20 protein-coding genes are annotated in these 20,256 nt (G+C 72.5%); 10 read left to right on the top strand and 10 right to left on the bottom strand.

What is annotated here, in order from left to right; translation table 11 throughout:
* Positions 1 to 12 precede the first annotated feature (12 nt).
* Entirely contained in the window at positions 13 to 372 is a 360-nt protein-coding gene (locus ACGF2Y_RS14250) for an NADH-quinone oxidoreductase subunit A (protein ID WP_003967084.1), read from the bottom strand.
* 893 nt (positions 373 to 1,265) lie between these two features.
* On the opposite strand from ACGF2Y_RS14250, the gene ACGF2Y_RS14245 reads away from it, so the two are divergent.
* Positions 1,266 to 2,126, top strand: a complete 861-nt coding sequence (locus tag ACGF2Y_RS14245) for a C40 family peptidase (protein WP_392946372.1) — start codon at positions 1,266 to 1,268, stop codon at positions 2,124 to 2,126.
* Between the two features lies 1 nt (position 2,127).
* Here the strand turns inward: ACGF2Y_RS14245 and ACGF2Y_RS14240 are convergent, their stop codons facing one another.
* Complete coding sequence (locus ACGF2Y_RS14240; RefSeq protein ID WP_392946369.1) at positions 2,128 to 3,336, bottom strand: Cmx/CmrA family chloramphenicol efflux MFS transporter; 1,209 nt, start codon at positions 3,334 to 3,336, stop codon at positions 2,128 to 2,130.
* A 496-nt stretch (positions 3,337 to 3,832) separates the two neighbouring features.
* Positions 3,833 to 4,048 carry a hypothetical protein gene (locus ACGF2Y_RS14235; RefSeq protein ID WP_392946366.1) on the bottom strand — a complete coding sequence of 72 codons (216 nt, stop codon included), beginning with the start codon at positions 4,046 to 4,048 and terminating at the stop codon, positions 3,833 to 3,835.
* A 622-nt stretch (positions 4,049 to 4,670) separates the two neighbouring features.
* Here ACGF2Y_RS14235 and ACGF2Y_RS14230 point away from each other — a divergent pair.
* From ACGF2Y_RS14230 to ACGF2Y_RS14220, 3 genes are all read left to right on the top strand, one after another.
* Positions 4,671 to 4,979: a hypothetical protein gene (locus tag ACGF2Y_RS14230; protein WP_392946364.1), complete on the top strand. Its 309-nt coding sequence runs from the start codon at positions 4,671 to 4,673 to the stop codon at positions 4,977 to 4,979.
* Between the two features lie 84 nt (positions 4,980 to 5,063).
* Entirely contained in the window at positions 5,064 to 6,344 is a 1,281-nt protein-coding gene (locus ACGF2Y_RS14225; protein WP_392946361.1) for an MFS transporter, read from the top strand.
* 1 nt (position 6,345) lies between these two features.
* Positions 6,346 to 6,486, top strand: coding sequence for a hypothetical protein (locus tag ACGF2Y_RS14220; protein WP_392946359.1), 141 nt, complete (start codon positions 6,346 to 6,348; stop codon positions 6,484 to 6,486).
* Positions 6,487 to 6,546: 60 nt separating this feature from the next.
* Here the strand turns inward: ACGF2Y_RS14220 and ACGF2Y_RS14215 are convergent, their stop codons facing one another.
* Positions 6,547 to 7,830 (bottom strand): geranylgeranyl reductase family protein, encoded by a 1,284-nt coding sequence (locus tag ACGF2Y_RS14215; RefSeq protein ID WP_392946356.1) that lies wholly within the window; start codon positions 7,828 to 7,830, stop codon positions 6,547 to 6,549.
* Between the two features lie 97 nt (positions 7,831 to 7,927).
* Between ACGF2Y_RS14215 and ACGF2Y_RS14210 the strand changes: the two genes are divergently transcribed.
* Positions 7,928 to 8,455, top strand: coding sequence for a GNAT family N-acetyltransferase (locus ACGF2Y_RS14210; protein WP_392946353.1), 528 nt, complete (start codon positions 7,928 to 7,930; stop codon positions 8,453 to 8,455).
* 17 nt (positions 8,456 to 8,472) lie between these two features.
* Here the strand turns inward: ACGF2Y_RS14210 and ACGF2Y_RS14205 are convergent, their stop codons facing one another.
* Positions 8,473 to 9,165 (bottom strand): demethylmenaquinone methyltransferase, encoded by a 693-nt coding sequence (locus tag ACGF2Y_RS14205; RefSeq protein ID WP_164611572.1) that lies wholly within the window; start codon positions 9,163 to 9,165, stop codon positions 8,473 to 8,475.
* 400 nt (positions 9,166 to 9,565) lie between these two features.
* Between ACGF2Y_RS14205 and ACGF2Y_RS14200 the strand changes: the two genes are divergently transcribed.
* The 3 genes from ACGF2Y_RS14200 (at position 9,566) to ACGF2Y_RS14190 (ending at position 11,786) form a co-directional block, all read left to right on the top strand.
* On the top strand, positions 9,566 to 10,039 hold the full coding sequence (locus ACGF2Y_RS14200) for a sigma factor (protein ID WP_392946762.1): 474 nt from the start codon (positions 9,566 to 9,568) through the stop codon (positions 10,037 to 10,039).
* Between the two features lie 122 nt (positions 10,040 to 10,161).
* Complete coding sequence (locus ACGF2Y_RS14195) at positions 10,162 to 10,734, top strand: hypothetical protein (protein WP_392946350.1); 573 nt, start codon at positions 10,162 to 10,164, stop codon at positions 10,732 to 10,734.
* The gene (locus ACGF2Y_RS14190) at positions 10,731 to 11,786 is read left to right on the top strand and encodes a DUF3152 domain-containing protein (RefSeq protein ID WP_392946348.1); all 1,056 of its coding nucleotides are present in this window, start codon (positions 10,731 to 10,733) and stop codon (positions 11,784 to 11,786) included. The genes ACGF2Y_RS14195 and ACGF2Y_RS14190 overlap by 4 nt, the downstream gene beginning before the upstream one ends.
* 213 nt (positions 11,787 to 11,999) lie before the next feature.
* On the opposite strand, the gene ACGF2Y_RS14185 is transcribed toward ACGF2Y_RS14190, so the two are convergent.
* The 4 genes from ACGF2Y_RS14185 to ACGF2Y_RS14170 form a co-directional block, all read right to left on the bottom strand.
* Positions 12,000 to 12,650 carry a hypothetical protein gene (locus ACGF2Y_RS14185; protein WP_392946346.1) on the bottom strand — a complete coding sequence of 217 codons (651 nt, stop codon included), beginning with the start codon at positions 12,648 to 12,650 and terminating at the stop codon, positions 12,000 to 12,002.
* Between the two features lie 8 nt (positions 12,651 to 12,658).
* A complete protein-coding gene (mqnC, locus tag ACGF2Y_RS14180) occupies positions 12,659 to 13,858 on the bottom strand; it encodes a cyclic dehypoxanthinyl futalosine synthase (protein WP_392946343.1) in 1,200 nt (399 codons plus the stop codon).
* 72 nt (positions 13,859 to 13,930) lie between these two features.
* Positions 13,931 to 15,982, bottom strand: a complete 2,052-nt coding sequence (locus tag ACGF2Y_RS14175) for a protein kinase (protein ID WP_392946340.1) — start codon at positions 15,980 to 15,982, stop codon at positions 13,931 to 13,933.
* Between the two features lie 373 nt (positions 15,983 to 16,355).
* Positions 16,356 to 17,237, bottom strand: coding sequence for a menaquinone biosynthetic enzyme MqnA/MqnD family protein (locus ACGF2Y_RS14170; RefSeq protein ID WP_392946337.1), 882 nt, complete (start codon positions 17,235 to 17,237; stop codon positions 16,356 to 16,358).
* 320 nt (positions 17,238 to 17,557) lie between these two features.
* Between ACGF2Y_RS14170 and ACGF2Y_RS14165 the strand changes: the two genes are divergently transcribed.
* A complete protein-coding gene (locus ACGF2Y_RS14165) occupies positions 17,558 to 17,761 on the top strand; it encodes a cold-shock protein (RefSeq protein WP_003967102.1) in 204 nt (67 codons plus the stop codon).
* 184 nt (positions 17,762 to 17,945) lie between these two features.
* Positions 17,946 to 18,773: a MerR family transcriptional regulator gene (locus tag ACGF2Y_RS14160; RefSeq protein ID WP_392946334.1), complete on the top strand. Its 828-nt coding sequence runs from the start codon at positions 17,946 to 17,948 to the stop codon at positions 18,771 to 18,773.
* Between the two features lie 139 nt (positions 18,774 to 18,912).
* On the opposite strand, the gene ACGF2Y_RS14155 is transcribed toward ACGF2Y_RS14160, so the two are convergent.
* Entirely contained in the window at positions 18,913 to 20,142 is a 1,230-nt protein-coding gene (locus ACGF2Y_RS14155; RefSeq protein ID WP_392946331.1) for an amidohydrolase family protein, read from the bottom strand.
* Positions 20,143 to 20,256 lie beyond the last annotated feature (114 nt).

The raw sequence follows: 20,256 nt of genomic DNA, 5'->3' as shown, positions 1-20,256 counted from the left end.
CCCCTCAGCCCCTCAGTCCCATTCCAGGCCGCCGCGACGCCACACATACGCATAGGCGACGAAGACGGTGAGCACGAAGAGCAGCATCTCCACGAGCCCGAAGATCCCCAGGGCGTCGAAGGAGACCGCCCAGGGATAGAGGAAGACGATCTCGATGTCGAAGACGATGAAAAGCATCGCCGTCAGGTAGTACTTGATGGGAAAGCGGCCGCCTCCGGCCGGAGTCGGGGTGGGTTCGATACCGCACTCGTACGCTTCGAGCTTTGCCCGGTTGTAGCGCTTGGGGCCGATAAGCGTGGCCATGACCACGGAGAAGATCGCAAACCCTGCCCCGAGGGCGCCGAGCACGAGGATGGGCGCGTAGGCATTCACGCTCCTCGCTCCTTCCAGTCGTCCTTGACCTTTGGACCGCATCGGGCGACCGGCTCGCCACCTCACCAAGATCGTGCACATGTGAGGCAGTTCACAAGCCCGACTGCCCCGCATCCTATGCCCGCCCCCCTGTGATCTGCGACACGGGGTACGACAACGGCTTTGTGATCTTCACCACCTGACGAAGGATCATGAAGTCGCATGAGCAGTGATCTTCATACGCGAAGCGGCCGAGTGATCACGAGACGTGACATTCGATGGTGTTACCGCTGGTCAAAGGCGTGCGGCGCTATCAATCGACGTCCTGTACAAGCAAATTGGCGATGGACCGCTCTGGAGTGATAAGGGATCCGGCCGGCCTCGAAGCTCACCCGGACGAGGGGCGACGGGGATCGATGAGGACATGTGCACGCATTCACGAACTTCCGGATCGAGCACCGGGGACTTCCCGCACTCCGGCCCGAGTCGCCCCCTCCGCCACACCGGAGGCGCCCCGTCCGCGCGACTCGGCGCGCGGGTGGAGTCGCGAGGACGGAGTCGCGCGGACGGAGCGCCTCCGCCGGCCCGCGCGACCGCAGGTGGCCACGGGCGCCCACGCGGATCGCGGCCGCGAGGGTTACCCGTCCCGGTGGACTCACACTGTGACCTGCGCCACGTGACCCGACGCCCCGAAAAGCCGGGCTTGGCCACCGGTGTGAACGGATGGTAAGCGACGGGCAATTCGGGCGTATTACCGAAAGGCAGTGATCACGGGCCTGATCACAGTCGCCCGTTTTGCCCGTTACGGCGTCAATAAAGGCCCTCAGAAAGCGGATTCACAGATTCCGGACGTAACTGTGTCGCAACACACGTTTCTTGATGGGACCCCTACCGCCCTGATAGCGCTAGTACCCATGTCCCACACCGCTCACATACCCAGCCACCGGAAGCCCCGCCAGCGCGCCTCGAAGTCGGCACTGCGAGCCGGAGTTGCCGGTGGCGTCCTCAGCACCATCGCGGTCGCGGGTGCCGCCGGTCCGGCCCAGGCCGAGCCGGTGACCCAGACGATCGAGATGCCCACCATCACGTCCGGCCTCTCCACCGCTGTGGCCGCCTCCGCTCAGGCCACCCAGCAGGTCGCCCTCGACCTGGAGACGCAGGCCCACGAGGACGCCGCGGCCGAGAAGGCCGCGAAGACGGCCAAGAAGGCCCACGCCGAGGCCGTCCGCAAGGCCGAGGCCAAGAAGAAGGCCGAAGCCGCCGCGAAGGCCAAGGCGGAAGCCGAGGCCGAGGAGCGTGCCGAGCGCGCCTCCCGGACCGCCGAGCGCACGACGCTCAGCGCCTCCACCGGTTCCTCGCGCTCCTCGGACTCCCCGGGCAGCTCCGCCACCGCCCCCTCCTCCTCCTCGTCGAGCGTGAGCGGTTCCGCCGCGGCCGTCGTCGCGTTCGCCAAGGCCCAGGTCGGCGACGCGTACGTGTCCGGCGGCACCGGCCCCAACGCGTGGGACTGTTCCGGCCTGGTCCAGGCCGCGTACCGCTCGGTGGGCATCGACCTCCCGCGTGTCTCGCAGTCCCAGTCGACCGCCGGCACCCAGGTCTCCCTGAACAACCTCCAGCCCGGCGACATCCTGTACTGGGGCGGCGCGGGCAGCGCGTACCACGTCGCGATCTACGTCGGCGGCGGCCAGTTCGTCGGCGCGCAGAACTCCAGCACCGGCACGGTGCAGCGCTCCATGGACTACGACCGGCCGACCGGCGCGGTCCGCGTTCTCTGATTCACAAGCGCCCGCGGGCGCTCCGGTGCACGGCTGAGGGCCGCCGCTCCCCCGCTCGGGGGCGGTGGCCCTTCGCCGTCGTAGCGGCGACGAGCAGGGCCAGGACCATCAGCAGGGCGCTCACCCAGACCGGCGCCCGGTAGCCGAGCCCACCGTCCAACACCAGGCCGCCCGCCCACGGCCCCACCGTCGCCCCCAGGTTGAACGCGGTCGTCGAGAAGGCGCCGGCCAGGGTCGGGGCCCCGGGGGCGAGGCCCAGGACCCGGGTGATCAGGGCGGTGCCCGTACCGAAGGCGAGCAGGCCGAGGAGCGGGATCAGCACCAGGGCGAGCACCGGGTGACCCGCCGTCAGGGCGAGCGCCGCCCAGCCGAGGGTGAGAGCGGCCATGCCCGTGGCGACGACGGCGACCGGGCGGGCGTCGGCGAACCGGCCCGCCACGGTCACCCCGGCGAACGAGCCCGCCCCGAAGAGCGCCAGGGACACCGGCACCCATCCCGCGCCCAGGCCCGTCTCCCGGGTGAGGAGCGGCTCCAGGTAGGAGAACGTGCAGAAGGTCGCCCCCTGCACCAGGGCCATCGTGAGCAGGACCGGCCGCAGCCGGGGGCCGGTCAGCGCGCGCAGTTCGTCCCGTACGGGTACGGGAGCGGAGCCCGTGTCCGTACCCCGGCCGCCCGGGATGGAGCGCAGGACCGCGAGGACGGCGGGCAGCGAGACAACCGCGACCGCCCAGAAGGCCGACCGCCACCCCCAACGCTCCCCCAGCACCGCGCCGCCCGGTACGCCCACCACGCAGGCGATCGTCACTCCGCCGACCACGACGGCGGCGGCCCGGCCCTTGAGCCGGTCGGGGACCATCGCGACGGCTGTCGTCAGGGCCACCGCCCAGAAGCCCGCGTTGGCGAGGGCGCCGACGAAGCGGGTTGCCAGGAGCACGCCGTAACTCGGGGTGAGAGCGCCGACGACATGAACGGCGACGAACACCGCGAGGAAGAGGAACAGAGCGCGGCGGCGGGGCCAGGTGCGGCTGGAGAGCGCCATCAGGGGTGCGCCGACGACCATCCCGACGGCGAAGACGGAGGTGAGGAGGCCGGCCGCGGAAAGGGAGACGTCGAGGTCGGCGGCGATGCCCGAGAGAAGCCCGGACAGCATGAACTCGGAGGTGCCCTGGGCGAAGACCGCGAGCCCGAGGACGTAGACGGCGAATGGCATGGGTGAGTAGCCCCTTGGACGGAACCGTCGGGTGGACAGACAGACCGGAATGCGGGGATACGGGCCGCGCGGACGTCCGCCGGAGGTCCGGCGGAGCGGCGCGGAGGGTGCCCGGCGGTGCTCGCCGGCGGCACGGAACCCGCGTACGGCGGTGCTTCGGCGCGTACGCGAGGGGGAACGGCCCGTACCCGCGGTGAGCCGGGGGACGTGGAACCGTGACGAAGGGGGCCGGTGGCCCGAGGGGTCAGTCGGCGACGCTCAGCACGAACACGGCCACCGGCACACCGGTGGCCGGAGTCTGTCGGACTCAGGGCTGGCCATGAAGCGAGAGGCTACCGGCCGGGCGGCGGGGCCTCCAGCGATTTTCCCGGCCGGAGGACCGGGAGGCTGACCCGAGCACGGGAAGGCCGGAGAACCGGAGGCCGGAAGGCCGGAAGGCCGGGCCGGACCGGAGGACTGGAGGCCGGAAGGCCTGGCCAGAAGGCCGTCGTCCGGATCAGCGGCGGCGGGGGCGGCGGTTGGGCCGGTCCGGCTCCTTGGCCGAGGTGGTGGGCGCGGGCGGCGCGTCGTACGGGGCGTCGAAGTCCTCGTCGTCGTCCGTCGCGGTCAGGTCCACGGCGAAGCGGGGCTCCAGGAAGAGTCCGTGGTGCTGGGGCGTGGCGGCGGCCGAATCCGGACGTGCGGAATTCCGGGGCAGGGAGGCGGTGGTCATGGCTGTCTGTCCTTGGGGTCGAGCAGCGCTGTATCGGCTTGTTCCGTACCCCGCCGGCCTGCGTGCGATGTGAGCGTGCGTCAAGAAGAGTGGTACGCACCGCGTGCCACCGCTACGGGCGGGGGCGGGTGCCGGCCGGTCCGGACTGCCGACGACCGGGGGGCGCGCAAATCATCGCACACGATCACCTGGGGAGTTGAGAAATATCTCCTGACGTGAGGCGGAGTACCAGGATCCGGGAGCGTCGGAGGGCGACGCGGAAGTACGCGGTCAGCCGCCGATCGCCTCCCGGGACGTGAAACGCCGGGCCCGGCGGCTGGTCCCGGTCCGCCGGCCGGTCGCCCTCCCCGGGCATGCGCAGGGGCCAGGTGACGGCGGGGCCGACCAACAGGGGGGCGGCCTCCGAAGCCCGGGGCGGCGGCCGTGCGTGCGGGCGTGCCCGGCCTGTGCGTGCGTGCCCCGCGAGGACGGCGACGACCCGGCGGCGAGCGGGGCGGCCGGCCGCTCGGGCTTCTGGGCATCCCTGCGTCCGGCAGCGAGTGGTGGAGCCGGAGGGGCCCCCTGTTCGACGGGCGGCCGGTGGAAGGCGATCAGCGCGGGGACGTCGTCGTCGGGCAGTGCGGTGAGCGTGACGCCGGTCCGGGCCAGGGTCTCCGCGTCCGGGCGCCCCCGACTGCGCCGGCCCGCCGAAGGGCCGCCCACGGCCGGGCTCCTGCCGGCCGAGGAGGACCCGCGCATACGGCTGGTCGCGGCCCTGGCGCGCGATGCCGTCGGCCACCTGAGCGGGCCGCAGCGCGAGGAGCTGCGGGCCTGCCACCCGCCGCGCCCGGCCCTGCGCCCTCATTGGCCCAAGCGCATCGCCTCCAAGTGGCCCACGGCCGGGTCCATTCGCTCCCCTAGATTCGAATCCGGCGCACACGACTGCCCCTGACCCGTCCGGTACAGACCGGGATGACATGGGACGGGGTGGGATGAGACGGGCGGAATCGACGGGATGGGACGGGACGGAATGGACGTGCGTGCGCGATGGATTCCCGCCGCCGGCCCGGCGCGCGGTCTGGCTGTGGCCCAGTTGGTCAATTCGCTGGGGGACGGCGCCTATTACGTCTGCTCCGCGCTGTACTTCTCGCAGGTGGTCGGCCTCTCGGCGGCGGAGATCGGACTCGGACTGACGCTCGCGTGGGGGGTGGGCGCGGTAGCGGGGGTGCCGCTCGGGCACCTCGCCGACCGCCTCGGCCCGCGCAGGACGGCCGTCGGGCTGGCCCTCGCCACGGCGGTCTGCGTGGCCGCCTTCCTCGTGGTGCGGTCGTATCCGTCGTTCGTCCTCGCGGCCTGCGCCTACGCGACCGCGCAGTGCGGGTTCGCCGCCGCCCGCCAGTCGCTGCTGGCCGGGATCGTGGACCGGGACGGGCGGACCGGCGTACTCGCCCATCTCCAGTCGGCCCTCAACGCGGGCCTGGCGCTGGGGGCGGCCCTCGGCGGGGTGGCCCTGCACATCGGTACGGCCGACGCCTATCTCGCCGCCCTGGCCCTGGACGCCGTCGCGTTCGCGGGGTGTGCGCTGCTGCTCGCGCGGCTGCCGGAGCCGGCCCGCGCCGACAAGTCCGTACCCGGACGCGGCGCGGACCCGACCGTCCTGCGGGACCGGCCGTACGCGCTCGTCGCCCTGCTCAACATGATCATGCTGCTCCGGATGCCGCTGATCAGCCTGGCCATCCCGCTCTGGATCGCCGAACGCACCGCCGCACCCGGCTGGACCGTTTCGGCGCTCCTGGTGCTCAATACGGGGGCCGTGATGCTCTTCCAGGTCCGTACGGCGTCCGCCGTACGTGATCTGCCGAGCGCCGTACGCACCGTGCGGAGCGGCGGGGTCCTGATGCTGGCGTCCTGTGCGGCCTTCGCCTGCACCGCGCTCGACGCGCCGCTGTGGGCACTGTTCGCGATCCTGCTGTTCGCCGCCGGACTCCAGGTGTGGGGCGAGATGCGGCAGTCGGCGGGAGCGTGGCAGATCAGCTTCGATCTGGCCCCGGCGGGGCGGCAGGGGCAGTACCAGGGCCTCTTCGGGGCAGGGGTTCCCGTCGCGAGAATGCTCGGGCCCCTGCTGCTGACCGCGCTGATCATCTCCTGGGGCGTCCCCGGCTGGCTGCTGCTCGGAGCGCTGTTCCTCGCGGCGGGCCTCGGCATGGGACCGGCGGTGCGGTGGGCGGAGCGGAGCCGTCCGGGCGCACCGGACCAGGACGGGCCGCCGGCCCGTGGGCCAGGGCCGGTCCGCGCCGGGCGGGAACGGCAGGGATGACATGGGTGAACAGGGAGAGAGGCCACGCGCGCCCCAGGCCGTCGAGCGGGCCGGCAAGAGATCCGCGTCGCCCGCCCAGTCGTTGATCAAGGAAGTCGAGGAGCTTCCCGGCTCACCGAGGGTGAAGATCGTCAACGTTTGACGGCCAACCGCCACGAGCCGGGCCGCTCGACTGCCCAACGAGCGGCCCGGACCTGAAGGGTCAAGCTCGGGGGGCCACCTTCGACAGGCCGTTGATGATGCGGTCCATCGCGTCGCCGCCCTGCGGGTCGGTCAGGTTGGCCAGCATCTTCAGGGTGAACTTCATCAGCAGCGGGTGGGTCAGGCCGCGTTGGGTGGCGATCTTCATGATCTTCGGGTTGCCGATCAGCTTCACGAAGGCGCGGCCCATCGTGTAGTAGCCGCCGTAGGTCTCCTTGAGCACCTTCGGGTAGTTGTTCAGGGCCAGTTCGCGCTGGGCGGGGGTGGCGCGGGCGTGCGCCTGGACGATGACGTCGGCCGCGATCTGGCCCGACTCCATGGCGTACGCGATGCCCTCGCCGTTGAACGGGTTGACCATGCCGCCCGCGTCGCCGACGAGGAGGAGGCCCTTGGTGTAGTGCGGCTGGCGGTTGAAGGCCATCGGGAGGGCCGCGCCCCGGATCGGCATCGTCATGTTCTCCGGGGTGTAGCCCCAGTCCTCCGGCATCGAGGCGCACCAGGCCTTGAGGACCTCGCGCCAGTCCAGCTCCTTGAAGGCGGAGGAGGAGTTGAGGATGCCGAGGCCCACGTTGGAGGTGCCGTCGCCCATGCCGAAGATCCAGCCGTAGCCGGGCAGCAGCCGGTCCTCGGCGCCGCGCTTGTCCCACAGCTCCAGCCAGGACTCCAGGTAGTCGTCGTCGTGGCGGGGCGAGGTGAAGTAGGTCCGCACGGCGACGCCCATCGGGCGGTCCTCGCGGCGGTGCAGGCCCATCGCCAGCGAGAGCCGGGTGGAGTTGCCGTCGGCGGCGACAACGAGCGGGGCGTGGAAGGTGACCGGGGTCTTCTCCTCGCCGATCCTCGCCTCGACGCCGGTGATACGGCCGGTGCGCTCGTCCCTGATCGGCGCGCCCACGTTGCAGCGCTCGTACAGCCGGGCGCCGGCCTTCTGCGCCTGCCGGGCCAGCTGCTCGTCGAAGTCGTCGCGTTTGCGGACCAGACCGTAGTCCGGGTAGGAGGCGAGGTCCGGCCAGTCCAGCTGGAGCCGTACGCCGCCGCCGATGATGCGCAGGCCCTTGTTGCGCAGCCAGCCCGCCTCCTCGGAGATGTCGATCCCCATGGCGACGAGCTGCTTGGTGGCGCGGGGCGTGAGTCCGTCGCCGCAGACCTTCTCCCGGGGGAAGGCGGTCTTCTCCAGGAGCAGGACGTCGAGTCCGGCCTTGGCGAGGTAGTACGCGGTCGTGGAGCCGGCTGGGCCCGCTCCGACGACGATCACGTCCGCGCTGTGCTCGGAGAGGGGCTCGGTCACGGTCGGATCTCCCGAAGACTCGAATTCGCGTGCCGCGCGGCACATGTCCCGTGCAGTCTATGGGGGCCTGCAGACCAACCCTCCGAAGGGCTCCCTCATGTCGACAGCGCCTGCCACGCCCCCTGCTCCGGTCCCTGCCGTACGCCTGCGAGTTCCGACCGACGAGGACGCCCTGACCTGGCACCGGGTCTTCGACGACCCGCAGGTGATGGAGTTCTTCGGCGGTCGGAGCGCGGAGTTCTCGGTGTACGAGGAGCTCACCGCGCGCCAGCGGCGGCACGACGCGGAGCTGGGCTACTGCCTGTGGACCGTCACGGACGAGGAGGACGCCGTCCTCGGCTTCACCGGGGCGCAGCCGTGGCCGCACACGCATTACGGGCCGGTGGGCGCGACCGAGATCGGCTGGCGGCTGGGACGTGAGGCGTGGGGACGCGGGTACGCCACCGCCGCCGCCCGCACCACCCTGGAGCGGCTGCGGGCGGCGGGGGTGGGCGAGGTGGTCGCGATGGTCCACTCACGCAACGCCCGGTCGGCGGCGGTCGCGGAACGGATCGGGATGCGGCGGGCCGAGTCGTACGCCACTCCGCGCGGGCAGGAGGCGTACTGCTTCCGGCTGGAGCTCTGAGCCGCCCCGGACGTGGGTCAGGCGCGGGTGGCCCGGTGCAGGGCCACCACGCCGCCGGTCAGGTTGCGCCAGGCGACCTTCGACCAGCCGGCCTTCTGGAGCAGTGCGGCGAGGGCGGGCTGGTCGGGCCAGTCCCGGATCGACTCGGCGAGATAGACGTACGCGTCCGGGTTGGAGGACACCGCGCGGGCGGCCGGCGGGATCGCCCGCATCAGGTACTCCGTGTAGACCGTGCGGAACGGGGTCCAGGTCGGCTGCGAGAACTCGCAGATCACGACCCGCCCGCCGGGCTTCGTCACCCGGTACAGCTCGCGCAGCGCGACATCGGTGTCCTGGATGTTGCGCAGCCCGAAGGAGATCGTGACGGTGTCGAACGTCTCGTCCTTGAACGGCAGCCTCATGCCGTCGCCCGCGGTGAACGGCATCCAGGGGTGGCGTTCCTTGCCGACCTTGAGCATGCCGAGCGAGAAGTCGCACGGCACGACGTAGGCGCCCGCCTTCACGAAGGGCTGTGAGGAGGTCGCCGTACCGGCCGCCAGGTCCAGGATCTTCTGCGCGGGACGGGCGTCGACCGCCTGGGCGACCGCCTTGCGCCACAGCCGGGCCTGGCCGAGCGAGATCACGTCGTTGGTCAGGTCGTAGTTGGCCGCCACACCGTCGAACATCGAGGCGACTTCGTGCGGCTGCTTTTCCAGGGAGGCTCGGGTCACCCTTCCATTCAAGCAGCCCGGCCGTACGGATCGGCGAGGGCGGTCTCCCGCGACGGCGACGCGTCCGGGCACCGACCTCGCGGGTGGCGACGCCTCCCGGCACCGCCCGCGCGACAGCGACACGTACCGGCACCGCCCTCTCCGACCACCCTCCGAGCGGGCACCGGGCTCCGCCGGGGAGTGCCACGCCCCGGACCGGCCCGTGGCACGGCCGCTGCTCCTTCGAGGCCCCCGCCCGCACCCACCGTCTCGAACTGGTATTCACTTCTCTTCAACCTTTTCGGCACGCAGGTCCTCTGTAAGGGGTGGAAGTCCGCACGGGGGGGGTGGCTCTCGAGGGAGCACGGAAGCGCGAGGAGAAGGGAGGGGAGGGCGGATGCCGGCAGGGGCGGAGCCCGCCATGGCGGACGGCGAGGGCGCCGCGTTCGAGGCGTACGCCCGGACCGGGCAGCGCCGGCTGTACCGGACGGCCTACCTGCTGTGCGGAGACGTCGAGGGCGCGCGGGACCTGACGCAGACGACGCTCGCCAAGCTGTTCCAGCACTGGCACAGGGCGAGCCGGGCGGACAACCTCGACGCCTACGCCAAGACCGTGCTCGTCCGCACCTTCGTGGCCGAACGCCGCCGCACGGTACGCGATCTGCTCGCCCACAACCGCAACGCGCCCCGCCCGCACCCCAATCCCGCGCCGGGCGCCGACCTCCGGGTCACGCTGCTCTCGCTGAGCTGTTCCGGGACGCCCTGCACCGGGCCGCATGCCCGCTGTCCCTCCAGCCCGACCTGGTCCCCGGCGCGGTACGGGAGGGCCACCGGCGGCGGGCCAGGTCCCGGGCGCTCGCGGTCGCGGGCGCCTTCGTCGCGGTCACCGCCGTGACCCTGGGCCTCGCCGTCCTCGGCCCCTGGCTGCTGTCGGGGCCGGACGTGGGTCCCGCCGGACCGTCCCTCTCCTCGCCCGCCCCTGTCCCCTCTCCCCAGCGTACGGAGCCACGCCCCGACATGCCGAGCCCCACGTCCACCCCCGAGTCGAAGAGGCCCGAGGCCGGGCCGACGACACCCCCCACCTCGACGCCGTTCCGGTCGGCCCCGTCCGGTCCCGGTCCCGGCCCCGGGGAGTCCACGCATCTGGAGGACTTCCGGAAGCGGGCGGCCAGGGCGCTGGACGCCCTGCTGTCCACGTCGATCGGGACCGTCCGGCCGGCCGGCGACGACGACGCCCAGAGCTATCAGGGGCGGCGCGGCGGCATCGTGCACTCCGTCCGCCTGCCGGTACGCCCGCGTCCGGGGAGCGCGGCGCCCGCCTGCCCCGGCCTCCCACAGAAGGGGCCTGCCTGCGAGGGCCTCACCCTGGACGACGGCACGCCCGTCGTGCGCCGGACGGGAACGGAGGTCTCCCGGTACCGGTCCGGCCGCAGCACGGTGGCGCTGTCCGTCCCGCCCGCGCCCTCCGGGTCGGGCGGCACCCCCGTCACCGCCGGGGACCTGGTCCGGGTCGCCCAGAGCCCGCGGTTCCGGGAGCTGATCGCGTACGCCGACGAGAAGCCCGTGCCGCGGAGCGGGGCCGCCTCGTGACGCGCCGCCGCCCCACGGGCACCCTGCCGCCCGCATACGGGGAACCGGACCGCGACGAGGACACGTTCCGGCTGCGCATGCCGCCTCCCCGGCCCGGTCCCCGGTCCGCCCGCCGTTCCCGTTCCGGTTCCGCTCCCCGCTCCCGGTCCGCCCGCCGTTCCCGGTCCGCTTCCCCTTCCCGGTCCGCTCCCCGTTCCCGGTCCGCGGTGCGGCGTCGGCAGCGGAACCGGCGCCGTGCGGTCGGTCTGGCCGTGCTGGCCCTCACGGTCGTGGCGGGTGCTGCGCTCCTCGTCGGCCGCCCCTGGCAGGACGGGGGCGGCCCGGCGGACGCGGCGCCGGCCCCGTCCCGTACGGCTCCGGCGGGCGGACCGGACAACGCGTCGGAGCAGCCGGAGGACTCTCCTCCGCCCACTCCCCCGCCGTCCCCGACCCCGTCCCCGACCCCGACCGCCTCCGCCTCGGCCGGGACGGACACCATCCGGGCCGAGGACATCCCCGCCTCGGGGCCAGGCACGTTCGCCGTGGCCCGTGCGGGCGTCACGGCGAAGGGCAAGGGCAGCGCCTACCGGGTCGAGGTGGAGGACGGCATCGGTGTCGACCCCGACCGGGCCGCCGCGGACATCGCCGCCGTCCTGGCCGATCCGCGCGGCTGGGGCCACGACGGCGAGCGCTCGTTCCGCCAGGTAGCCGACGGTCCGGCGGGACTGGTGATCCGGATCGCCACCCCGGCCACCACGGACCGGATCTGCGGCTCGTACGGCCTGAACACGCGCGGCGAGGTCAACTGCCGGGGCGGCGAGAAGGTGATGGTCAACCTGAAGCGCTGGCAGCTCGGTTCGCCTCAGTTCGACGGGCCCGTCTCGGAGTACCGGGCGCTGATCGTCAACCACGAGGTGGGCCACTGGCTGGGGCGCGGCCACGAGACCTGCCCGGGGAAGGGCCGCCCCGCGCCCGCGATGATGCAGCAGATCAAGGGGCTGAAGGGCTGTGTCGCCAACGCCTGGCCGTACGACGCGAAGGGACGCTACCTGGGCGGCCCGTCGGTGCCCTGACCTACGCCACGGAGCGTAGGGAACGTACGGAGCCGGGGTCGGGGTCGGAGCCTGGGCCTGGGGCGGGGTCGGAGCCAGGGCTGGCCCCGAGCCGGAGCCTGGGCGGAGGGAGCCGGGGCCCGAGCCGGGGCCGGGCGGCGGCCAGGGCCAAGGCCGAAGCCGGGGTCGGAGCCTCGGCCTGGGCCGAAGCCTCGGCCGGAGCCTGAGCCCCCTTCAGCGGGCGCGGTGCACCAGTCGGCCCCCGAGCACCGTCGCCACGCAGGCGCCCGCTCCGCCCGCGCGCAGCGCTGCCTCGTCGGGCACGTCGAAGACCGCGAAGTCCGCGCGCCCGCCCACGGTCAGCGGGCCGTGGACCGTGGCGGCCAGATCGCCGCCCGCCGCGAAGGGGTCCAGGTCCGGCGGGCCATCGCGTACCGGCGGGGGCGGGACCAGGACCAGACCCGACCGGGAGAGCGCCGTGCACAGCGCCGGGTCGTCCGCGTCGAAGGGGCCCGCCACGTGCGTGGTGCCGTGCCGCAGCATCCGCTGGAGCCCGCGCCGGACGCTGCCGGCCCGCCGGGTCGCGTCCATCGTCGCCGCGAGCCGCTCGGCCTCCTCGCCCCACAGCGGGAGTTCGCCCAGCTCACCGGCCTCGCGCGGGTCGGGGTGGTAGCAGCGGGTGAGCAGCTCCCGGGCCCGGTCCTGGCGCAGTCCGGGCGTGAGGAGGCCGGGCCAGCGGCGGACCCGGGCCGCCGGGTACGCGGCGGCGACCTCCTCGTACGGGCCGAGGGCCGCGATCCGGTCGCCGTCCACCGCGACCGCACCGTCCGCGACGGCCGCCGCGCCGACCGGCAGGACCAGCGGCGCGGCATGGATCGTCAGCACAGGAGGCCCTAGTTGGCGTTGAGGAGCTTCAGCTCCGGGTGCGCGGTGCCGCCCTCGATCGCGGTGGAGGAGATGTGCGAGACCACGCGCTCGTCGACCGGGTCCATCGCCGGGTCGTCGTGCACGACGAGGTGCTCGTACGTCGTGGCGCGCTGGGCGGGGACGCGGTCCGCCTTGCGGATCAGGTCGATGATCTCCAGCCGGTTGGAGCGGTGCTTGGCGCCGGCCGAGGAGACGACGTTCTCCTCCAGCATGATCGAGCCGAGGTCGTCCGCGCCGTAGTGCAGCGACAGCTGGCCGACCTCCTTGCCGGTGGTCAGCCAGGAGCCCTGGATGTGGGCGACGTTGTCGAGGAAGAGCCGGGCGATGGCGATCATCCGCAGGTACTCGAAGAGCGTGGCCTGCGTCTGGCCCTTCAGCTTGTTGTTCTCCGGCTGGTAGGTGTACGGGATGAAGGCGCGGAAGCCGCCCGTACGGTCCTGGACGTCCCGGATCATCTTCAGGTGCTCGATGCGCTCGGCGTTGGTCTCGCCGGTGCCCATCAGCATGGTGGAGGTGGACTCGACGCCGAGCCCGTGCGCGATCTCCATGATCTCCAGCCACCGCTCGCCGGACTCCTTGAGCGGGGCGATGGCGGTGCGCGGCCGGGCGGGCAGCAGCTCGGCGCCCGCGCCGGCGAAGGAGTCGAGCCCGGCGGCGTGGATCCGGCTGATGGCCTCCTCGGCGGAGACCTTCGAGATCCGGGCCATGTGCTCGATCTCGGAGGCGCCCAGGGAGTGGATGACCAGCTGCGGGAACGCCTTCTTGATCGCGGAGAAGTGCTCCTCGTAGTACTCCACGCCGAAGTCCGGGTGGTGGCCGCCCTGGAACATGATCTGGGTGCCGCCCAGCTCCACGGTCTCCGCGCAGCGGCGCAGGATGTCGTCGAGGTCGCGGGTCCAGCCCTTGTCGGTGGCCTTGGGCGGGGCGTAGAAGGCGCAGAACTTGCAGGCCGTCACGCACACGTTGGTGTAGTTGATGTTGCGCTCGATGATGTACGTCGCGATGTGTTCCGTACCGGCGTAGCGGCGTCGGCGTACGGCGTCGGCGGCGGCGCCCAGCGCGTGCAGCGGCGCGGACCGGTAGAGGCCGAGCGCCTCCTCCGGGGTGATCCGACCGCCTTCGGCGGCTCGGTCGAGGACGGGCTGAAGGTCGGCCTTCTCGGTCACCGGGCTGTCACCTTTCGGCGGTATTTTTGACGATCCTCGGACCGATCCAGCGTACGCCAGCCCTGTGCGCCCTCAGCCGCCGGACCTGGTGAGCTTCCCGTACGGGAGACCGGCGGCGCGTTCCTTCGAGCGGTAGTCCAGGGTGCCGTCCTCGGCGAGGCGGAAGACCAGGTCGGCTTCCGTGGTGGTGCACAGGCCGGGCGTGCTGGGGCGGTCCGGGTCGGTGGCCTCGCGGATGTTCAGCTGCTTCGCGGTGCCGGAGGCGAGGGTGCCGACGCTGTTGCAGGTGACGGTGATGCCGAGCTGGGAGATCGTCGTGCTCAGCCGGACGACCTGCTCGCCGCGTTTCCCCTCGGTGAAGACGGCGGTGAGGGTGCCGTGCGGCTGACCGGTCGTCTCCTCGGTGACCGGCCCCTTCCAGGTGCCCACGTACGCCTTCGGCAGCGCGTCGGCCGGGGCCTCGCTCCGGTCGGCGGATTCGGCGGGCGTCGGCTTCGCGGAGGCGGGCGTGGAGGCGGCGGAGGAGGGCCGGTTGGCCGCGCTGTCGCTTCCCTCACGCCGGTCGGCGTCACCGCCCGGGAGGAAGCCGTCGAGCAGTCCCGTGCCGAGGGTGACGGCGGCGAGCGCGCCCGCCACGGCCAGGGCGAGGGTGCAGCTGACCCGGCGGCTGCGGCGCCCCCCGGAGGTCTGCCGGTTCTCGGCGCTGACGGTCAGGGAGACGCGGGGGTCGCCGTCGCGCTGCCCCGGCAGACCACTGGCGGCGCGCCCGCCATGCCCGCCGTGCCCGCCGTCGCCGCCCTGCCGGTAGGTCCCGGCATGTGTGGGGGGCGGGGGCGCGGTGGGGGCGTGCTTCGCGCGCGGAAGCGTAGGTGGCGGGGGCGGGGGCGGCATCCCGTACGCGTCGTCCTGAGGATGAGGTGTCCCGTACGCGTCGTCCTGAGGATGCGGCGTCCTGTACGGCACGTCCTGCGGCGCTTCCTGCGGACGCGGTACCCCGTACCCCGCGTCCCCCGAAACTTCCTGCGGACGCGGTACCCCGTACGGTGCGTCTCCCGGCGCTTCCTGCGGACGCGGTGCCCCGTACGGTGCGTCCTGCGGGCTCGGGGCGGGCGGGCCGGATTCACCGCCCCGGCCCGGTGCGGCCTCCCCCGGCCGGGGACCGGGCCCCTGTCCCGCCCTCAGCGACGCGCTGCTGAACGGCACCGGGCCCGACTGCACCGGCGCGTCCTGCGGTTCCAGGTCCAGGAGCGCCACCGCCGACCGGCTGACCTCGCGCACCAGCCGGCCCGGCAGCCAGCCGCCCGCCACCATCGCCGCCGCCCCGTCGGGAGCGAGCGCACGGGCGAGGCTTGCCGGGGCGGGGCGAGCCGCCGGGTCCTTGGCGAGGCAGCCCGCGACCACCTCGCGCAGCTCGCCCTCCAGGTCGCCCAGTTCGGGTTCCTCGTGGACCACCTTGTAGAGGAGTACGGCGGAGGAGTCGCCCGGGAAGGGAGCCGCGCCCGTCGCCGCGTACGCGAGGACCGCGCCCAGCGAGAAGACGTCGGCCGCGCCGGAGACGTCCCGGCCCCGGATCTGCTCGGGCGCCATGTAGCCGGGCGAGCCGACGGAGACCCCGGTGGAGGTGAGCGAGACGGTCGCGCCGAGGGCGCGGGCGATGCCGAAGTCGATGAGGCGGGGGCCGTCGAGGGCGAGCAGCACATTGGACGGCTTCACATCGCGGTGGACGATGCCCTGGCCGTGGACGACCGCGAGGGCCTCGGCGAGACCCGCGCCCAGGGTACGTACCGCGTGTTCGGGCAGCGGGCCGTGCTCGGTGATCGCCTGGGAGAGCGGCGGCCCGGCGACGTACCCGGTCGCCACCCACGGAATCGGGGCGTCCGGGTCGGCGTCCAGGACCGGGGCAGTCCACTGGGCGCCGATCCGCCGGGCGGACTCCACCTCGCGCCGGAACCGGGCGCGGAACTGCTCGTCGAGGGCGAAGTGGGGGTGGACGACCTTGACCGCGACCGTGCGCCCGCCCGCGCTGCGCCCGAGATAGACCCGGCCCATACCGCCCGCGCCGAGCCTGCCGAGCAGCCGGTAGGCACCGATGGTGTGCGGTTCGCCCGCTTCCAGCGGCTGCATATGGACTCCCCCTGTGAACCCTGCGGACGGTGAAACCCGTGGACGGTCATCCCTGTGGACGGTCCGGACCCGGACCGAAGCCTAGGGGGCGCCACCGGCGCGGTCGCCGGGAAACGGCCGGACCATTCCCCCTTCTCCGGTCAGGAGGGGATCATTTAACCCCGGGGAAAGGCGCGAATGTGTTGTTCCGTCGCTCTCATTCCCTATCCGGGGGCCTATATCCGGGGGCTCTATCCGGGAGCTATCCGGGAGTTCCGTCCAGGGGCTCTATCCGGTGCCCTATCCAGAGGCTCCATCCCGGGGGGCTCTATCCAGGAGCCCTGTCCAGGGGCTCCGTCCGGGAGCGGAAAGGGAATTCCCCCCATTCCCCGGCTCAGCCGCCGAGCAGCTCCACCTGGACGTCGGCCGGGTAACCGGTGTCCCGGCCCGTCCGGCGGGCGAACTCGCGGACGCCCGCCAGCTGGTCCGGGCCGAAGCGGAAGTCGAGCGTCGTGAAGTACTGCTCCAGCACCTCCGCGTCGAAGGCCTCCCAGCGGGCCGCCTGCTCCGCGACCTTGGTGACCTCCTCCAGGGAGAGGTCCCGGGAGGCCAGGAACGCCTCGTGGACCTGGGCCGCCTGTTCGGGGTGGGCGGCGAGGAAGTCCTTGCGGGCCGCCCAGACGGCGAAGACGAACGGCAGCCCCGTCCACTCCTTCCACATCTGGCCCAGGTCGTGGACCTGGAGTCCGAGCCGGGGGGCGTCGTGCAGGTTGGCGCGCAGCGCGGCGTCGCCGATCAGCACGGCGGCGTCCGCCTCCTGCATCATCAGGCCCAGGTCGGGCGGGCAGGTGTAGTAGTCGGGCCGGACCCCGTAGCGCTCGGCCAGCAGCAGCTGCGCCAGCCGCACCGAGGTGCGGGAGGTCGAGCCGAGCGCCACCCGGGCCCGGTCGAGCTGCTCCAGCGGGAGCTGGGAGACGATCACGCAGGACATGACGGGCCCGTCGCAGCCGACCGCGATGTCGGGGAAGGCCACCAGGTCGTCGGCGTTGCGCAGGTACTCCACCAGGGTGACCGGGCCGATGTCCAGGTCCCCCCTGATCAGCTGCTCGCTGAGCCGCTCCGGGGTGTCCTTGGAGAGCTCCAGGTCGAGCAGGGTCCCCGTGCGTGCCAGGCCCCAGTACAGCGGGAGACAGTTCAGGAACTGGATGTGGCCGACGCGGGGCCGGCTGCGACGGTCGTCGTCGCCTTCACGGGGGGAGACGGTTGAATTGTCCACATCGCGAGGCTAGACCCGCATCCGGCGGCGAGCACCACCGGGGCCCGCGCGCCCCCGGCTCGCGCCCCTTCCGCACTCCGGCCCGCGCCCCCTTCCGGGGACCTCCCGCCGAACGCCTACGAGGGCAGTCAAACATTCGGGTGAAGTGATCTTTCCCTCTACCGCTCGCCGGAGACTGCATGCTAGGCTCGCCCGCAAGTTGCAGTTTGGTTTCCCTTGCAGTACAGAGCCTGCGGAGCATGTAACCCGCAGGCTTTTGTAGTTTTCAGACTTGTTTGCAGGTTCTGGAGCAGGGCAACCCTTTGGCCCAAGGAGGGCTTATGGCTACCGGAACCGTCAAGTGGTTCAACGCTGAAAAGGGCTTCGGCTTCATCGCCCAGGACGGCGGCGGCCCGGATGTCTTCGTTCACTACTCCGCGATCAACGCGTCCGGGTTCCGCTCCCTCGAGGAGAACCAGGTCGTGAACTTCGACGTCACTCAGGGACCCAAGGGTCCGCAGGCTGAGAACGTCACCCCGGCCTAGTTGCCCGGGTCGGTCGATCGCGGCCGTACAAGCAGTACCCAAGGAGCCCCGCTCCCCCGCTTCGGCGGAGGAGCGGGGCTCCTGCCTGTGTACGACCGGATCTGTCCGGCCACGGCGGCACAGGCGAGACGCCCCGGCGGCGCTTGACCTTGACACCGTGTGAAGGCATGCAGTGGGAGCCATCATGTTCACCATCGGAGACTTCGCCAGGTACGGACGGGTGTCGCCCCGGATGCTGCGCCACTACGACGCCATCGGGCTGCTGCGCCCGGACCGTACCGACCCCGCCACCGGCTACCGCTTCTACGGCGCGGCCCAGCTCGCCCGGCTCAACCGGATCATCGCCCTCAAGGACCTCGGCTTCACGCTCCAGCAGGTGGGGGCCGTCCTGGACGAGCAGGTGGGCCCGGAGGAGCTGCGCGGGATGCTGCGGCTGCGCCGGGCCGAGCTGGCGGAGGCGGTGGCGGCCGCTGCGGCGCGGCTGGCCCGGGTCGAGGCGAGGCTCCGGTCGATCGAGAGCGAGGGGCACATGCCTGCCGACGACGTTGTGATCAGAGCCGTTCCGGCCGTCCGGGTGGCCGAGCTGACCGGGACGGCCGCGAGCTACCAGCCGCAGGACATCGGGCCGGTGATCGGCCCGCTGTACGAGAAGCTCTTCCCGCTCCTGGAGGGCGCCGGCGTCCGGCCCACCGGTCCCGGGATCGCGCGGTACGAGGACGGCCCCGGGAGCGACGGCGCGATCGTCGTGCACGCCGGGGTGACGGTGTCGGCCCCGGTGGGCGCGGTCGGGGACACGGAGGTGCGGGTGGTGGAGCTGCCGCCGTTCGAGGCGGCGACGATCGTGCACCGGGGCGCGATGGACGACGTACTGCCGACGGCCCACACGCTGGCCCGCTGGATTGACGCCAACGGCTACCGCTCCACCGGCTACACCCGTGAGGTCAGCCTGGAGTGCCCGGCGGACCGGAGCCAGTGGGTGACGGAACTCCAGGAACCGGTGGCGAAGGCCTGATCCGGTGGTGAAGGCCTGACCCGTGGCGAAGGCCTGACCCGGTGACGAAGGCCCGATCCGGTGACAACACGGAAGGGCGGCGGCCGCGAGGGGGCCCCGCCCCTCCCCCGTACGCCCGCCAGGGATGACGGGACAGCCCCTACGCGCCCTGCGCGCCCGCCCAGAGCCCGTCCCGCGTGAGCCCCAGCAGGTCGATCGCGTTGCCCCGGACGATCCGGTCGACGACGTCCGGGGCCAGGTGGCCCATCTGCTCCTCGCCGACCTCGCGGGAGCGGGGCCAGGTGGAGTCGGAGTGCGGGTAGTCCGTCTCGTACAGGACGTTGCCGACGCCGATCGCGTCGAGGTTCTTCAGCCCGAAGGCGTCGTCGAAGAAGCAGCCGTACACATGCTCGGCGAACAGCTCGGACGGCGGCCGGTGGACCTTCTCCGCGACGCCGCCCCAGGCCCGGTTCTCCTCCCAGACCACGTCGGCGCGTTCCAGGATGTACGGGATCCAGCCGATCTGCCCCTCCGCGTACATGATCTTCAGGTTCGGGAAGCGTTCCAGCTTGCCGCTCATCAGCCAGTCGACCATCGAGAAGCAGCAGTTGGCGAAGGTGATGGTGGAGCCGACGGCGGGCGGGGCGTCGGCGGAGGTGGACGGCATCTTCGAGGAGGAGCCGATGTGCATGGCGATCACGGTGCCCGTCTCGTCGCAGGCCGCGAGGAACGGATCCCAGTCGTCCGTGTGTATGGACGGAAGCCCGAGGCGCGGAGGTATCTCGGAGAACGCGACCGCGCGCACGCCCCGCGCGGCGTTGCGCCGGACCTCGGCGGCGGCCAGCTCCGCGTCCCACAGCGGGACGAGGGTGAGCGGGATGAGGCGGCCGTGCGCCTCGGGGCCGCACCACTCCTCCACCATCCAGTCGTTGTAGGCGCGCACCCCGAGCAGCCCCAGCTCGCGGTCCTTCGCTTCGGTGAACGTCTGCCCGCAGAAGCGCGGGAAGGTCGGGAAGCAGAGGGCGGACTGGACGTGGTTGACGTCCATGTCGGCGAGCCGGTCCGGGACCGAGAAGGAGCCCGGCCGCATCTGCTCGTAGGTGATGATCTCCAGCTTGATCTCGTCCCTGGCGTAGCCGACGGCGGTGTCGAGGCGGGTGAGGGGGCGGTGCAGATCCTCGTACACCCACCAGTCGCCGACCGGCCCTTCGTCGCCCTTCGCGCCCATCACGGGCGCGAACCTGCCGCCCATGAAGGTCATTTCCTTCAGCGGCGCGCGGACGACGCGCGGCCCGGAGTCCGCGTACCTGGACGGGAGCCGGTCCCGCCAGACATGAGCGGGCTCCACCGTGTGGTCGTCCACCGAGATGATCTTCGGGAAGGTCTCCATGCGTCCCACGGTAGCGCCGATCTGACGAACCGTCAGCTATCGTGCGCGCATTGACCCCGGGGCACGGTTCCCGAATCGTTGTCGAGGGCTTGTGCAGAGGGTCACCCATTGCTG

Source organism: Streptomyces sp. NPDC048142 (genome assembly GCF_043202835.1).
Classification (GTDB): Bacteria; Actinomycetota; Actinomycetes; order Streptomycetales; family Streptomycetaceae; genus Streptomyces.
The sequence above is the reverse complement of the archived record's forward strand: the minus strand, read 5'-3'. Positions and strand labels throughout refer to the sequence as shown.

Bases quoted from the DNA above. Each gene is read 5' to 3' on its own strand.
- ACGF2Y_RS14245 (WP_392946372.1), top strand. From the start codon at position 1,266: ATGTCCCACACCGCTCACATACCCAGCCACCGGAAGCCCCGCCAGCGC.
- ACGF2Y_RS14240 (WP_392946369.1), bottom strand. From the start codon at position 3,336: ATGCCATTCGCCGTCTACGTCCTCGGGCTCGCGGTCTTCGCCCAGGGC.
- ACGF2Y_RS14235 (WP_392946366.1), bottom strand. From the start codon at position 4,048: ATGACCACCGCCTCCCTGCCCCGGAATTCCGCACGTCCGGATTCGGCC.
- ACGF2Y_RS14220 (WP_392946359.1), top strand. From the start codon at position 6,346: ATGGGTGAACAGGGAGAGAGGCCACGCGCGCCCCAGGCCGTCGAGCGG.
- ACGF2Y_RS14210 (WP_392946353.1), top strand. From the start codon at position 7,928: ATGTCGACAGCGCCTGCCACGCCCCCTGCTCCGGTCCCTGCCGTACGC.
- ACGF2Y_RS14200 (WP_392946762.1), top strand. From the start codon at position 9,566: ATGGCGGACGGCGAGGGCGCCGCGTTCGAGGCGTACGCCCGGACCGGG.
- ACGF2Y_RS14195 (WP_392946350.1), top strand. From the start codon at position 10,162: ATGCCGAGCCCCACGTCCACCCCCGAGTCGAAGAGGCCCGAGGCCGGG.
- ACGF2Y_RS14175 (WP_392946340.1), bottom strand. From the start codon at position 15,982: ATGCAGCCGCTGGAAGCGGGCGAACCGCACACCATCGGTGCCTACCGG.
- ACGF2Y_RS14165 (WP_003967102.1), top strand. From the start codon at position 17,558: ATGGCTACCGGAACCGTCAAGTGGTTCAACGCTGAAAAGGGCTTCGGC.
- ACGF2Y_RS14160 (WP_392946334.1), top strand. From the start codon at position 17,946: ATGTTCACCATCGGAGACTTCGCCAGGTACGGACGGGTGTCGCCCCGG.
- ACGF2Y_RS14155 (WP_392946331.1), bottom strand. From the start codon at position 20,142: ATGGAGACCTTCCCGAAGATCATCTCGGTGGACGACCACACGGTGGAG.